The sequence below is a fragment of the Propionivibrio soli genome (genome assembly GCF_025770765.1).
In the GTDB taxonomy this organism is placed as follows: Bacteria; Pseudomonadota; Gammaproteobacteria; order Burkholderiales; family Rhodocyclaceae; genus Propionivibrio; species Propionivibrio soli.
The window spans coordinates 247908-261151 of record NZ_JANZKY010000006.1; the positions used below are offsets into that span (position 1 = coordinate 247908).

The following is a 13244-nucleotide window of genomic DNA, read 5'->3' on the forward strand; positions in this document are numbered from 1 at the left end:
CGCTTATCCCTTCACCGCGCCTTGCGTCATGCCGGCGATCAATCGCTTCTGAATGAGCATGAAGAGCAGCGTCACTGGCAACGCGCCGACCACGCCGCCACCGGTGAGCAGACCCCATGCGATTTCGTATTCGCCGATCAGCGTTTGCACCGCCACCGTCAGAACGCGCACGTCCTGACCGGCGAGCACCGAGGCGTAGAGATACTCGTTCCACGAGGTTATGAAAATGTAGATGCCGGTGGCGATGATGCCGGGCAACGTAACGGGCAAAACGACGCGCAGCATGGCGCCGAACGGGCGGCAGCCGTCGACCTGCGCGGCTTCGTCGAGACTGCGCGGCACGGCGTTGAAATAGCTGATCATCATCCACGTGGCGAACGGAATGGCAAAGGTCGAATGGCCGAGAATCAGGCCGGCGTGCGTGTCGAGCAGCTCAAGGTGCTTCATGATGATGAAGAGCGGGATGATCAGCAGCACGACCGGGAACATGTTGATGAGCAGGAACATGAGCATCAGCGGCCGGCGTCCTTTGAAGCGGTAGCGCGAGAAGGCATAGGCGGCGGTGATGCTGACCGAGAGGCCGAGCGCGACGGCGCCGCTGGCAACGATGAAGCTGTGGCCGAGGTTCTTGATGAAGCCGGTCTTGGCGAACAGACGGATGTAGTTGTCGAGCGTGATCACCTCGGGCAGCAGGCTGCGGTTGGCCGAGAACAGCGTCGCTTCCGGCTTGAGCGAGGTGAGCAACATCCACAGGTAGGGGCTGATGGCAAAGAGTACGATGAGCGCCATCGGCAGATGCAACAGAAAGAGGCGGCGGGTGAAAGAGGTTTTGACGGTACGCATCGTCGCCTTACTCCATGCCCTTGCCGACGCGGCGCAGGTATAGAACGATGAAGCCGAGCAGCAGCGCCGAGAATGTCACGGCGAGCGCCGAGCCGTAGCCGAAGTCCATGCTGCTGTAAGTGCGCTTGAACGCATAGAGCGGCAGTGTGTGCGTGGCGTAACCCGGGCCGCCGCCGGTCATCACGTAGATTACGTCCATCGAGTTGGCGACCCAGATGATGCGCAGCATTACGGCCGTCACCAGGACGCTTTTGAGGCCGGGAAGCGTGATCTCGACAAATTGCTGCCACGTCGTGGCGCCGTCGATTTCGGCCGCTTCGTAAAGGTTGGCCGGAATCGTCTGTAGGCCGGCGAGGATCATGATCGCGAAGAAGGGAAAACCCTGCCAGACGAGCGCGGCGATGATCGAGTAGAGCGCGGTGTCCGGACTGGCGAGCCACGGGATCGCCGTGTTAAGGAGTCCGACGCGCAACAGCAGGTCGTTGAGCAGGCCGACCTGCGGGTGGTAGATCCAGGACCACATCAAACCGATGACGACGCTCGGCAGCGCCCAGGGGATCAGGATCAGACTGCGTGCAAGCGTACGCCAACGGAATTGCTGGTTGAGCAGGAGAGCGGTAACGAAGCCGAGCAGCAACTGCAGCGGCACGGTGATCCCGATCCACAACGCGGTGCGTCCGAGCGATGCCCAGAACACCGGGTCTTGTGCGATGGACAGGTAGTTGTCGAAACCGATGAAACGAACCGCCTTCGGCTTCCAGAGAACGTTGTAGTACAGGCTGGTGATGCCGGCTTGCAGCATTGGATAGAAGACGACGATGAGCGTGGCCAGTACGGCTGGGGAAAGCAACCAGTAGGGCATGCGTCGAAGGCTGGAGCGGTGGCTCATCGATCCCCTCGTTGTATTTTTTCTGCCGGCTCCGTTGTTACGGCAAGACGGAACCGGCAAGGCGGGCGAGCGTTGCTACTTGGTGCTGTAATGCTTGTCGAAAGCGGTCATCATCTGCTCGGGCGTGATTTCGCCGGTCAGCGCGCGCTGCATGTTGACCGGCCAGACGGTGTTCACGAAGTCCGCCGATTGCGGCACGGCGGGGAGCGTCTTGGCGAACGGCAGCGAATCAACCGTGGCCTTGATGAAGCGCGGTTCGAAGGCCGCCTTCTCGGCGCCGCTGCGCGTGACCGTCATTTGGCCGGTGGCCTGATTGAACTTGACGTTGTTCTCACCCTCGCTGAGGAAGGCCATCCATTTCCAGGCAGCCTCCTTGTTCTTCGATGATTTGAACAGTGCCGTCGACTCATCGCCGAACGAGGTCCAGCGGCCGCCGTTGCATGACGGCGCCGGTACAGCGGAGACCTTGTCGCCGAACGCGGCGACCATCGTCTTCGACGAGCCGATGTGGTGGAAGATCATCGCCGTGCGGCCGGACTTGAAGGTGCTGATGATCTCGTTGAAACCATCGTTCGGGGCCGACGGCGGTGACACCTTGTGTTTACGGAACAGGTCCACGTACCACGTGTTGGCGGAGATCGCCTTGGCACTCGTCATGCCGCCGGGCGTGAAGTCGGACTGCGAGAGGACGAACGGCCCCCAGTTGTCGTAGCCGCCCTTGCCGCCGCGCATGCCGAAGCCGAACTGCTCGACGCCGTTGTTGGCACTCGCCGGTAAGGTCAGCTTCTTGGCGGCGTCGAGGAACGCCTCGCAGGTAGCCGGGGGTTCGAGCCCGGCTTTGGCGAAGAGATCGGCGCGGTAATAGAGATAGACGACGACGTATTGCAGCGGCAGGTAGTACTGCTTGCCGTCCGGGCCTTTGTTGATTTCGAGCAGGTTGTTGCCGAGATCGTCCTTGCCCGGCCAACTCGCGACCATCTTGTCGATCGGCTCGAGCGCACCCATCTCAAGAAGCTGCGGTTGTTGCGCCAGCTTGACCATGGCTACGTCCGGGGCCTTGCCGCCGACGATCGAGGTGAACAATTTATCGTAGTAGTTATTCCAGGGAACGTTCTCGGCTTTGACCTTGATGCCCGGGTTCTTGCTTTCGAACGCGCTCACCAGGTCGTCCATGAGCTTGGTGCTTTCCGGGTTGTCAAAGTGATACCAGAAATTGACGGGTGTCTGCGCCCAGGCCGGGCTTCCCATCAGGCCAAGCAGCCCGAAAGCGATCGCGATACCGTGTCTGCAGATCTTTTTCATGTCCAGTTCCCTCCTGTTCGAATGTTGATTCGGTTAATGCATTGTTCTTCGCTGCTCCTGTAGTAGTTCAAACGACTCAATCGAAAACTAGGCGATACGTGCGCGGAAGAATGCCGCGACCTCACCGATAGCCTGCCTCGCCTCTGGCAGCCTGTCGTACATCTGAATGAAGCCGTGAATGACGCCCGCGTGCTGTCGGAATTCGAACGGCGTGCTGGTCCCCGCGAGCGTCTTGACCAGTTTGACGCTATCGTCCCGCAGCGGGTCAAGGCCGGCGGCGATGACCAGCAGCGGGGGCAGTCCGTTGAGGTCGGCCTCGGTCGGGAACATGCGCGTGCGGGCGAATTCGGGGTAACCGGCGGCGTGATAGTTGTTCCAGAACCACGCCATGCGCGCGGTGGATAAACCGAAATCGCCGCCTCCGAACAGACGGTGCGATTCGGAGTTCGACTCCTCGATGAACGCTCCATTGATGAAGGCGGCCGCGTCGGGCAGCGCTTCGCCGATCTGGCGCAGGTCGAGCATCATGGCCAAGGCGAGATTGGCGCCAGACGAGTCGCCGGCGAGGAACCACGGGCGCTGGGTATTGTGGGAGTTCTCCTGCGCCTGTAGCCAGCGCCAAGACCACGTGCACTCGTTGAGGCCCGCCGGGAACGGCGCTTCCGGGGCCAGGGCGTAATCAATGCCGACCACTTCGCAGCCGCTCAAGTCTGCGATGCGCGACATGGTGCCGAGATGCGTTTCCGGGCTGCCGAAGGTCCATCCGCCGCCGTGCAAGTAAAGTACGCTGGCTGCCGGTTGGCTACCCGCCGTTTTCACTCGTACAGCGGGAACGTCGCGCCCCTCGGTGCGCGCGAGCGGGTTGGCGGGAATCACGAAGCGTTCGATCGCGAACCGCCTCGCGTCTATCTGGTTCCACTTCCGGCTGCGCGCGACGAACTGCTTGCGCCCGTCGGCCGGGGGAAGCGTCACCGGGTCCGCGAATCCGGCTTCGTCAGCGGCGATATACGCGAACACTTCGCGCATGCTCTCTGACATGAGGTCTTCGGCTCGGCGAGGCGCCGCATCGGGCTCGGGCGTGCCGAATACGCTGACGACGTGATGGCGGACCACTTCTTCGACGACGTCGGCGTTCCCCGCCGCCAAGGCCTCGACGATTTTGCGATGACGGCGGGCAGTTTCCGTGAGCGCGCGCGGCTTGTCGGTCTGCGAGATCTTGTTCCGGTGGTTGTACATCGAACAGCGCATCAGGACGGGGACGAGCGCCGGTAGATCGGCGATCTCGAACACGCGCATATGAAACGCCAGATCCTTTTCGAACACGGCATACGGGTCCTCGTTGGCTGCGGCGGCTTCAATCTCTTCGACGATGCGACGGAGCGCTGTGAGCGCGCTTTCGTCGATGCGCTTCAACGACAGCCGTGCGGCTTGCGTTTCAAGCATCGTGCGCAGTTCGAGGAAGATCTGCGATTCGGTCGGCGTGATCGAGGACACCGACGTTCCGCGGTATCCCTGGCGGACGATGAGTCCATCTTCCTGCAGGCGCAGCAAGGCTTCGCGTACCGTGCTCTGGCTGCAACCCAGCGTCCCGGCCAGTTCGAGTTCGACGAGTTGTTGTCCGGGCAGCAGTTCGGACATGACGATCTGCTTCTTCAGCCGCGCGTAAACCTCGTCGGCCTTGCGTGATGATTCCTTGCGCATCCTGTTCTCGTTGTCGTTGGCCGCGTCGCGGCAGAGCTTCAGAGCTTTTGTTGCAGCGCGCCGATTTCATCGGTGGTCAACACGCGCATTTCGCTGTTGTCCATCGACGTGTTCCGGTTCTCCACGAGGATGAGTTTGGCATCCAGCGTGGTGATGGTGTTATGCCATACGCCGGGATGAATGCAATATACGCGGTTCTTCTGCATCGGGATGCAGCGGACGTCGGTACATTGGTTCTCGGGGGAATGGTCGACGAGCAGCGTGCAGCCGCCCTCGAGCAGGACGAACACTTCGTCCGTCAGCAGATGCCGTTCCATGCAGTCGAAATGGGCGCGGTCGTTCGCCGGCTTCCAGTTCTTGATGCCGACGAACCAGTCACCGCTTTCGACGACCCGCTTCAGGCCTTCGCCTTCGAATTGTTCGACGCTGACTTTGCTGGCGTTCATCGTCCTTCTCCCAAAAAGGCGCGCACGGTGCTTGCGATGTGCGGTGCCGTCAGGCCGTAGTGATCAGCCAGCGCGTCCGGCGTGCCGGATTGCCCGAAACAGTCCTGCAGTCCGATGCGTTTCAGCCGAGCGGGATAATCGGTCGACAGAACCTCCGCCACCGCCGAACCGAGTCCGCCGATGATCGAATGGTCCTCAACGGTCACCAGCCGGCCGGTGCGCGCGGCGGCGAGGATGATGGCCTCGCGGTCGATCGGCTTGATCGTGTGCATGTTGAGGACGGTGGCCTGGATTCCATCCCCGGCGAGCAGGTCGGCCGCGAGCGACGACTGGTACACCATCAGACCGGTGGCCACGATGGTTACGTCGCCGCCGGACCGAAGTCGATTCGCTCGCCCGGGAATGAAAGGCGCCTCGTCGTCGGTGAAGATCGGTGCCGGCGGCCGGGAGACGCGGATGTAGACGGGGCCGGGGATGTCGATCGCCGCGCGCAGCGCTTTGCGCATCTCGATCGCATCGCACGGCACGAGGATCGTCATGCCCGGGAGAGCGCGCATGAGCGCGATGTCCTCGACCGCCTGATGACTGCCGCCGTCTTCGCCGACGGTAAGACCGTTGTGGCTGAGCGCCAAGGTGACGTTGAGCCCGGGGTAGCAGATGCTGTTACGTACCTGCTCGAACGCACGCCCGGTACCGAACATCGAAAAGGTGCTGGCGACCGGTGTAAAACCGCTGATGGCAAGTCCTGCGGCGACGCCCATCATGTTCTGCTCGGCGATGCCGAGATTGAAGAAGCGGTCCGGGTATTGGTCGGCAAAAACGCAGGTCGTGGTGGCGTGGGCCAGGTCCGCGTCGAGTACGACGAGATCGGGCCGTTCTCCGCCGAGCTCGGCCAGGGCCTCGCCATAGGCGACGCGGATGGCTTTGGTGCCGCGCGCGACGGTCGTGGGTGCTACGGTGGCAAGCGTCGTCATTTCAACCCTCCAGTTCTGCAAGCGCGCGCTGCATTTCGTCGGCGTTCGGCGCCTTGCCGTGCCAGCCGTACTGGTTCTCCATGAAGGAGATGCCCTTACCTTTCACCGTATCGGCGAGGATGAACTTCGGACGCTCGGATACCTTGCGGTAGGCAGCCAAGAGCTGCGAAAGGCTGTGCCCATCGATGGTAATGACCTCGAATCCGAAGGCCCGCATCTTGGCCGGTATGTCCCCGAGATTCATCACGTCGTCGTTGGCACCATCGATTTGCAGGCCGTTGTGGTCGAGGATCACAGTCAGGTTGGCGAGTCCGAAATGCGCGGCAGACATCATCGATTCCCAGAACTGACCTTCCTGCATCTCGCCGTCGCCGACGACGGCGAAGATGCGTTGCGTCGAGCGCGCGAGCCGGGCGCCGATTGCCAGCCCGACGGCGATCGATCCTCCTTGGCCGAGCGAACCGGTCGAGGCGTCGACTCCGGGCGTCTTCTTCATGTCGGGATGGCCCTGCAGGCGAGAGCCAAGGCGCCGGAAGGTACGCAACTCATCGACCGGGAAGTAACCTCGCCGCGCCAGGACGGCGTATAGCGCCGGTGCGGCATGTCCCTTGCACAGCACGCAACGGTCGCGCTCGGCTGCCGGTAGCGCCGGATCCGAACGCATCTCGGCAAAGTACAGCGAGGTGAGTATTTCGACGCAGGACAGGGAGCCGCCGGGGTGCCCGGACTTTGCTTCCCCGATCATGCGGATGATGTCCCGCCGAATCTCCCTGCATAGTTGCTGCAACGCTTCTTCCGACATCTCCAGCCTCCCCGTGGTGTGCGTGGCGTGGCAGACGTAACGTCTGTCGAGTGAAAGAAAAACCTGCTGCGACTCAATGCGTGTTATCGATACTATTATCGATAATATCTGAGCTGTCAATGCAAGCTCGGTTTTGCTTTGGGAAAACCGGTCAAGTGACGAGTCGTCGCGAAGTGGAATGAACCGGAATCCCGCGTGAAAGCGGGAACCTATGACGATGGATTTTCCCGAGCCCGACGCTGGTTTGGCGTTAGTGAAGTAGAGGGAAGTACCGGGCGCGCTGGACTGACAGTTCAACCGCGCCGGCGGCCGTGCTCACTAACGAGTCGGCCGCCGGAAGTGGCGATGGATCAGGCAGGGAGGACGCCAGAGCGGACGAGGATGTCCACGAGACGCTGTTTCATCGCGGCGTCGGGAGCGGTGGCCGGCGCCACGACGGCGGTCGGAATGTCGGAACCGGTGAGGCGGATGGCTTCTTTGATCAAGCCGCTGAACGGCGTATCGATCGAGTAGATCCGCGACAACGCGGCCAATCGAGGAACAAGGGTCTTGATCGTCGCGAAGTCGCCTGCACGGAATGCCTTGTAGATGCCGCAGGTGATTTCGGGAGCGAAGTTCGATGTCGCCGGAATGGCCCCATCTCCACCGACCAGCAGGGTGTCCAGGAGGTACTCATCGAAACCGCAGAAAACGATGAAATCGGGGCGCTCGCCCTTGACCTCGAGCACAATGCGTCGGATGTGGCTGGTGCAGTCTACCGTGTCCTTGATGCCGGCGATGTTCGGGCAATCACGCGCGAGGCGCCGGACGAGGTCGACCGACAGATCCTGCCCGGTCAACGCCGGGAAGTTGTAGAGCAGCACGGGGAGTCCGGCCGATTCGGCGATTGTCCGGTAGTGCGAGTAGATGCGCTCTTCGGTAAGCAGCGAGTAGTACGGATTGACGACCATTACGGCGTCGGCGCCGATCTCTGCTGCGTGTTTGCTGAGCTCGATGACCTCACGCGTGGAGCATGAGGCGGTGCCGATGATCACCGGCCGCCGCTTCGCCACCCGGCCGACGCAGAACTCGGCGATCTCTCGCCGCTCCGGCGCGGAGAGTTGCGAAAACTCACCCGCGCTGCCGAGAAACAGGAAACCGTCGACGTCCGAGGCCAACAGCCGGTCGATGAGAACACCCATCCCTCGACGGTCGAACGTCTCGTCGGCGGAAAAGATGGTCGGAACGGGCGGAATAACGCCGCCCAGTTTTACGGCAGACATACATGCTCCTGATTGATGAAAAACCGACAGAGGATACCTTACGCCGAGTGCTTTGCGTCTTCGCAAGAGTGAACTTCGGCGTGGCTCAGCGTGACTCCTTGATCACACGATTGTTGATCGGCTGGACCGGCCGTGCGTTGTTCTTGTAGATGGTCGCGAAATCGTTCAATTGCTCGCGTGAGGCTTGCACAGGAGTTTTCAGAACGACCCAGGTGACGCCCTCGGTGCAAGGAGGGGTCGTGAGCGAGCCGAGGTAGGTCACGTAGTTGCGTTTCTTCGGGAGCAGGCGCGACGGGTCGATGCGCACGTCGTTGCGCGTGACTGGCTTGTTCTGCTCCAGCGGCAAGTGGGTCCACAAGGTGCGGATCAGCTCCTGTTCTTTGCCGGCCTCGAACTGCACGGCGACGACAGCGAGCTTGCCGCTCTTCGACTGGTGAACGAGATGGGCGTCCATCTCATAGGCCTTGCCGTTGAACCGCTCCTCGCTTGGGCGATGGAAATGCAACTGCTGCAGTTCGTAGCTTTCCCCGTCGAGCAGAATCGCCCCGGCACCCGGTGCGTCCACGCGGATACTGTGCCCGTTGTCCACGATCGAAAGCGGCACCGGCTTGTACGCGAATTCCACCGGCGGCAGATCGCCGCGTACCGAACGGCGGATGTCGATCGGCGACTGGCGTTGCCCTTGCGCACAGGTGGCGTAGTCCGCGCTCAAACTTCCCCATTTTTCCGGCCCGGCATGGCCCGCGTAGCTCCAGTGCGCGGGCGGTGGTGGGGGCGCTTCGGGCTCCTTGCCGCCCTTTGTCTTTTTCCCAGCTTCGGGCTTCTTTTCCACCGCCGGTGGCGTTGGCGGGGGGGGCGGCTCGGCCGGTTCCGCCGAGGCGGCGGCAACCGGCTTGGCGGTGCGTTTACACACCTGGTTGAGCACGGCTTCCAACGGCGTATCGGGGGCCACCGGCTGGCTCTCCGCGCCGTCGAACGTCTCGGACTTGATCTCGGAGCCGTCCGCGCGGGCGAAGATCTGCTGAACGATCGTGGCCGTGCGCTTATCGCAATTGAACTCGCCAAGGATGGTGGCCCGGCTGTACGAGAAGGCGCCGGACTCGACGAGCTTGGGCACAGCGCGACTTTCGCGGTACCAGGCGCGAACCGTCCCCTCGCCGGCTGGGCGGATGCTCGCACTATCCACCTCAATGCGCGCCGAGCCTTTGGTCTTGAGGCCTGTCCATTGGGCCGCCTGCCCGGAGGCGGGCGCCAACGCCAGAAGCAAGAGGAGCGGCAGCGGCCGCAGGAACTGAAGCGAGGTTTTGGTGGGCATGTGGCGGTTCTCGAAAGGGGACGTCATCGAAGCGAGCGGTCTTCTGGCGGCCGCTTCGCCGAACGGCGGTATGGTAGCGTCAAACGATGCGGGGTGCTAAGCGAGGGAAGCGAATGCCAAATGCCGGTAGAATCGGCCGCAATCACGACTCTCATCGACAATCAAGAACCATCGGAGGAACTATGGCGTTATTCCTGAACGAAAGCGAAGTCCACCAGTTGCTGACCATGCCGCTTGCCATCGAAGCCGTCGAAGAAGCCCACCGCGAACTCTCATCCGGGAGGGCGATCGATATTCCTCGGCAACGTACGCGTCTGCCGCAGACAGCGCTGCACATCCTGCAGGGAGCCCTCCCGGGGAGCGATGCGGTCGGCTACAAGGCCTATACGAGCAACCGGTCCGGCGTACGCTTTCTAGTACACCTGTTCAGCGCTTCGGCCGGCACCTTGCGTGCCGTTTTCGAAGCCGACTACCTTGGGATGATGCGCACCGGAGCAGCTTCCGGCGTTGCCACTCGCTGGCTCGCGCGACCGGACGCCGAGGTTCTCGGTCTGTTCGGCTCCGGCTGGCAGGCCGAAGGGCACCTCGAGGCGATCGCCGCCGTGCGGCCGCTGCGCCGGGCAAAGGTGTATGCGCGCAACACGGAACGCTTGGCCGCCTTCTGCAAAAAGATGTCGGAACGGCTGCAAATTGACGTCGTGCCAGCCGCCTCGCCGGAGGAAACGGTGCGCGGAAGCCATATCGTGAGTACGGTGACGACGGCGTCGACGCCGCTCTTTGAGGCGGGTTGGCTGGAGCCGGGGACGCACGTAAATGCCGCTGGGTCCAACTCGCTCATTCGCCGCGAGGTTGGCGAAGACGTTCTCAAGGTCTGCCGCCCGATCGTTGTCGATAGCGTCGAAACCGCACTCAAGGAGGCCGGCGACCTGCTGCCAGTGCTCGAAAAAGGACGGTTGAGCGACCGCCAGCTCGTCGAACTTGGCGACATCATCATCGGCCGGCTTCAGGGGCGGACATCGCCCGAGCAGATCACGTTGTTCGAGTCTCAGGGCATGGCAATTCAGGACCTCGCCGTGGCTGTACGACTGGAAGCCTTGGCGCGGGAAAAGGGGATCGGTGTGCAGTTGCCGTACGGCGCCTAGAGTCGGAGGGCCGCTTTGCCCTTCATTGACGCCGTTCTTGACGCGCGGGGAGAATGCGGAGAATGCGGAACGAGGCGTTCTCGCACGCTTGCCGCGTGTGGAGACTCCAGGGCGGCGGGTAGGGCGATGAGCGCGGTTTGCAACGCGGCTTGTAACGGTGGGCGACCGCGCAAAAGGGGCGTCATGCGCAAGACGGAGTTCTGGAAGACCGATTGGTTTGTCGAGCTGGCGGTCAGCAGCGCCGCTCTCGCCGCGCAGGTTGGCCTCGTGGCCCTGCGCGGGTCGCAGGGCCAGCCAGGGCAGATCGTGTCTCTCGCTTTGCTCGCCGTTGGCGGTTTCTATCTCGTCGTGCTGGCGCCCAGCGTTTCCGACAAGTCCGGCTGGTTGCTGGTGCTGGCCGCGCTGACGTTGCTCCTTGGTGCACGATTCGCATGGGGTTGGCAGCCTTCATTCGGGTTTCATGTCTTCGTTCCGGGCGCTGTTTTGCTTGGCGTTGGACAGACACTACTTACGCTGAAGCGGAACTTGTGCCGAAAGAGCGGTCGCTCGTCTGCCCTGGCGAGCGCTCCTGACGCCCGTTCTTCTTTAGGGCAGGCTCTTGCTCTGCAGGCGCAAGGACGACTCAACGAGGCGCTGCAGGCCTTTGTTTCCTGCCCGGTGGACGATGCGCTCGTCGACAATGTTTTTCGGTTGGGCCTCGAGTTGGAGAGGCAAGGATTGCGTGATGCCGCACTTACCGCCTTCCGGTTCGTCGCCCGGGTGCGCTCCGATCATCGGGAGGCACGCAATCACCTCGATCGACTTTCGCCGCGTGGGGCCGGCGCGGTAAACGACGAACACCGAAAGGCGGGCTCGATGGCTGGTCCCCGCGTTCGCATCGGCCCTTACATGATCGAACGTACGATTGGACGGGGCTCGATGGGGATGGTCTACCTCGGGCGAGAGCCAGATTCGGGGACAGCGGTAGCGATCAAGACAATGGCGCTTTCCGACGAGTTCGACGCCGATGTGCTGGACGATGTCAAAGCGCGTTTCTTCAGGGAGGCCGAGGCCGCCGGCCGTCTGCATCATCCCGCGATCGTGGCGGTTTACGAAGCGGGCGAAGACAACGGGCTCGCGTATATCGCGATGGAATATTGCGCGGGGACCGATTTGCGGCCCTTTACGAAAAAAGGCGCGCTGCTGACGATTCCGCAGGTGGTGGAAATCGTCGCGCGCCTCGCGGACGCGCTGGCTTACGCGCATCGCAATGGAATCGTGCATCGCGACGTCAAGCCGGCAAACGTGATCTACGCGCCAGAATCGGGCCAAGTGAAAATCATGGATTTCGGCGTCGCGCGCATCACGGACGTGTCACGAACCCGTGCCGGCACCGTCCTCGGTACGCCGAGTTACATGTCGCCCGAGCAGTTGCGTGGGCTGCCCGTCGACGGTCGTTCCGACCTCTTCTCGCTCGGCGTCATGCTGTATGTGATGACGAGCGGCAAGTTGCCGTTCGTCGCCGATTCAATGGCCAAATTGATGTTCAAGATCGTGAGCGAGCCGCCCCCCGATATTCGCGGGCTGAATCCGCAAATTGGCGACGGCCTGGTCGCCGTCATCGAGCGGGCCTTGCAGAAGGACGCGGCTCAGAGATATCAGACCGGTGAGGAATTGGCCCGCGCGTTAAGGGCTTGCGACGTGCCGGGGTCACTGCCGGCTGTGGCCGCTGGAGAGCGGGAGGGCGCATGGACCCGACGCTGAGGCACGCGCTCGAAATCGCCGTGAGGACAGACCCGGGACGGGTGCGCGGGCACAACGAGGATGCGGTGTTTGCCAACCCGGCACACGGTTTCGTGATCCTGGCCGACGGCATGGGCGGATACAACGCCGGCGAAGTCGCAAGCAGCATGGCGACGATGTTCTTGTCTGCCGAACTCGAAATGGCGCTGTCGGCCAAGGCGCCGTACGAAATCGACGAGATGTCCGGGGGGCCGTATGCACATCGTTGCCTTGTCGAAAAAGTGGCGCTGACCAACGCGGCGATCTTCAACGCCGCCGAGAACCAGCCGCGTTATGCAGGCATGGGCACGACGCTGGTGGCCGCGCTGTTTTACGACAACCGACTGGCGGTGGCCCATGTTGGCGATTCGCGCCTTTACCGGCTGCGCGGCGACGAACTTCGCGCAATCACGCGCGATCATTCGTTGCTGCAGGAACAGATCGACTGCGGAATGATCTCCGCCGATGAAGCGAGGTTCTCGCTGAACAAGAACCTGGTCACGCGAGCGCTGGGCGTCGACCCCGAGGTCGACACCGAGATCAACGACTATCCCGTAGAGGTCGGCGACATCTACCTCGCCTGTTCCGACGGGCTCAACGACATGGTGGACGACGACGAAATCCGGCAGATCGTCAGCGATCCGGGGCTTGACCTGGACGCCGTGGCCGACCGTCTGATTCATGTCGCCAACGAATGCGGCGGCCGTGATAACGTTTCGGTAATTCTGGTCAAGGTTTTGCGCGAGTTTCCCGCCTCCCGCCGCTGGTGGTCGAAGCTCGCGTTGTTCCGATAAGGGATGGCAGAGG

12 protein-coding genes are annotated in these 13244 nt (G+C 62.4%); 3 read left to right on the forward strand and 9 right to left on the reverse strand.

Annotated elements, in window-relative coordinates:
- Positions 1-3: 3 nt before the first annotated feature.
- The 9 genes from NZ453_RS09135 to NZ453_RS09175 all read right to left on the reverse strand — a co-directional run bounded on the left by NZ453_RS09135 (position 4) and on the right by NZ453_RS09175 (position 9534).
- Positions 4-843, reverse strand: a complete 840-nt coding sequence (locus NZ453_RS09135) for a carbohydrate ABC transporter permease (protein WP_263770231.1) — start codon at positions 841-843, stop codon at positions 4-6.
- A gap of 7 nt (positions 844-850) precedes the next feature.
- Entirely contained in the window at positions 851-1732 is an 882-nt protein-coding gene (locus NZ453_RS09140) for a carbohydrate ABC transporter permease (protein WP_263770232.1), read from the reverse strand.
- A gap of 75 nt (positions 1733-1807) precedes the next feature.
- A complete protein-coding gene (locus NZ453_RS09145) occupies positions 1808-3034 on the reverse strand; it encodes an ABC transporter substrate-binding protein (RefSeq protein ID WP_263770233.1) in 1227 nt (408 codons plus the stop codon).
- A gap of 87 nt (positions 3035-3121) precedes the next feature.
- On the reverse strand, positions 3122-4735 hold the full coding sequence (locus NZ453_RS09150; RefSeq protein ID WP_263770234.1) for an alpha/beta hydrolase fold domain-containing protein: 1614 nt from the start codon (positions 4733-4735) through the stop codon (positions 3122-3124).
- Positions 4736-4773: 38 nt separating this feature from the next.
- Entirely contained in the window at positions 4774-5181 is a 408-nt protein-coding gene (locus tag NZ453_RS09155) for an ureidoglycolate lyase (protein WP_263770235.1), read from the reverse strand.
- The gene (locus tag NZ453_RS09160; RefSeq protein WP_263770236.1) at positions 5178-6155 is read right to left on the reverse strand and encodes a transketolase family protein; all 978 of its coding nucleotides are present in this window, start codon (positions 6153-6155) and stop codon (positions 5178-5180) included. Before NZ453_RS09160 ends, NZ453_RS09155 begins: the two co-directional genes overlap by 4 nt.
- 1 nt (position 6156) lies before the next feature.
- On the reverse strand, positions 6157-6957 hold the full coding sequence (locus NZ453_RS09165; RefSeq protein WP_263770237.1) for a transketolase: 801 nt from the start codon (positions 6955-6957) through the stop codon (positions 6157-6159).
- A gap of 350 nt (positions 6958-7307) precedes the next feature.
- Positions 7308-8219, reverse strand: coding sequence for a dihydrodipicolinate synthase family protein (locus NZ453_RS09170; protein ID WP_263770238.1), 912 nt, complete (start codon positions 8217-8219; stop codon positions 7308-7310).
- Positions 8220-8304: 85 nt separating this feature from the next.
- Positions 8305-9534 (reverse strand): carbonic anhydrase, encoded by a 1230-nt coding sequence (locus NZ453_RS09175; RefSeq protein ID WP_263770239.1) that lies wholly within the window; start codon positions 9532-9534, stop codon positions 8305-8307.
- 182 nt (positions 9535-9716) lie between these two features.
- Here NZ453_RS09175 and NZ453_RS09180 point away from each other — a divergent pair, with 182 nt between their 5' ends.
- The 3 genes from NZ453_RS09180 to NZ453_RS09190 all read left to right on the forward strand — a co-directional run bounded on the left by NZ453_RS09180 (position 9717) and on the right by NZ453_RS09190 (position 13231).
- Positions 9717-10676: an ornithine cyclodeaminase family protein gene (locus NZ453_RS09180; protein ID WP_263770240.1), complete on the forward strand. Its 960-nt coding sequence runs from the start codon at positions 9717-9719 to the stop codon at positions 10674-10676.
- Positions 10677-10859: 183 nt separating this feature from the next.
- Positions 10860-12419, forward strand: a complete 1560-nt coding sequence (locus tag NZ453_RS09185) for a serine/threonine-protein kinase (protein WP_263770241.1) — start codon at positions 10860-10862, stop codon at positions 12417-12419.
- Complete coding sequence (locus NZ453_RS09190; RefSeq protein WP_263770242.1) at positions 12404-13231, forward strand: Stp1/IreP family PP2C-type Ser/Thr phosphatase; 828 nt, start codon at positions 12404-12406, stop codon at positions 13229-13231. The genes NZ453_RS09185 and NZ453_RS09190 overlap by 16 nt, the downstream gene beginning before the upstream one ends.
- Positions 13232-13244: the final 13 nt, after the last annotated feature.

Excerpts from the sequence above, each read along its gene's own strand:
- NZ453_RS09135 (WP_263770231.1), bottom strand. The coding sequence starts at position 843 with ATGCGTACCGTCAAAACCTCTTTCACCCGCCGCCTCTTTCTGTTGCAT.
- NZ453_RS09140 (WP_263770232.1), bottom strand. The coding sequence starts at position 1,732 with ATGAGCCACCGCTCCAGCCTTCGACGCATGCCCTACTGGTTGCTTTCC.
- NZ453_RS09145 (WP_263770233.1), bottom strand. The coding sequence starts at position 3,034 with ATGAAAAAGATCTGCAGACACGGTATCGCGATCGCTTTCGGGCTGCTT.
- NZ453_RS09150 (WP_263770234.1), bottom strand. The coding sequence starts at position 4,735 with ATGCGCAAGGAATCATCACGCAAGGCCGACGAGGTTTACGCGCGGCTG.
- NZ453_RS09155 (WP_263770235.1), bottom strand. The coding sequence starts at position 5,181 with ATGAACGCCAGCAAAGTCAGCGTCGAACAATTCGAAGGCGAAGGCCTG.
- NZ453_RS09160 (WP_263770236.1), bottom strand. The coding sequence starts at position 6,155 with ATGACGACGCTTGCCACCGTAGCACCCACGACCGTCGCGCGCGGCACC.
- NZ453_RS09165 (WP_263770237.1), bottom strand. The coding sequence starts at position 6,957 with ATGTCGGAAGAAGCGTTGCAGCAACTATGCAGGGAGATTCGGCGGGAC.
- NZ453_RS09170 (WP_263770238.1), bottom strand. The coding sequence starts at position 8,219 with ATGTCTGCCGTAAAACTGGGCGGCGTTATTCCGCCCGTTCCGACCATC.
- NZ453_RS09175 (WP_263770239.1), bottom strand. The coding sequence starts at position 9,534 with ATGCCCACCAAAACCTCGCTTCAGTTCCTGCGGCCGCTGCCGCTCCTC.
- NZ453_RS09180 (WP_263770240.1), top strand. The coding sequence starts at position 9,717 with ATGGCGTTATTCCTGAACGAAAGCGAAGTCCACCAGTTGCTGACCATG.
- NZ453_RS09185 (WP_263770241.1), top strand. The coding sequence starts at position 10,860 with ATGCGCAAGACGGAGTTCTGGAAGACCGATTGGTTTGTCGAGCTGGCG.
- NZ453_RS09190 (WP_263770242.1), top strand. The coding sequence starts at position 12,404 with ATGGACCCGACGCTGAGGCACGCGCTCGAAATCGCCGTGAGGACAGAC.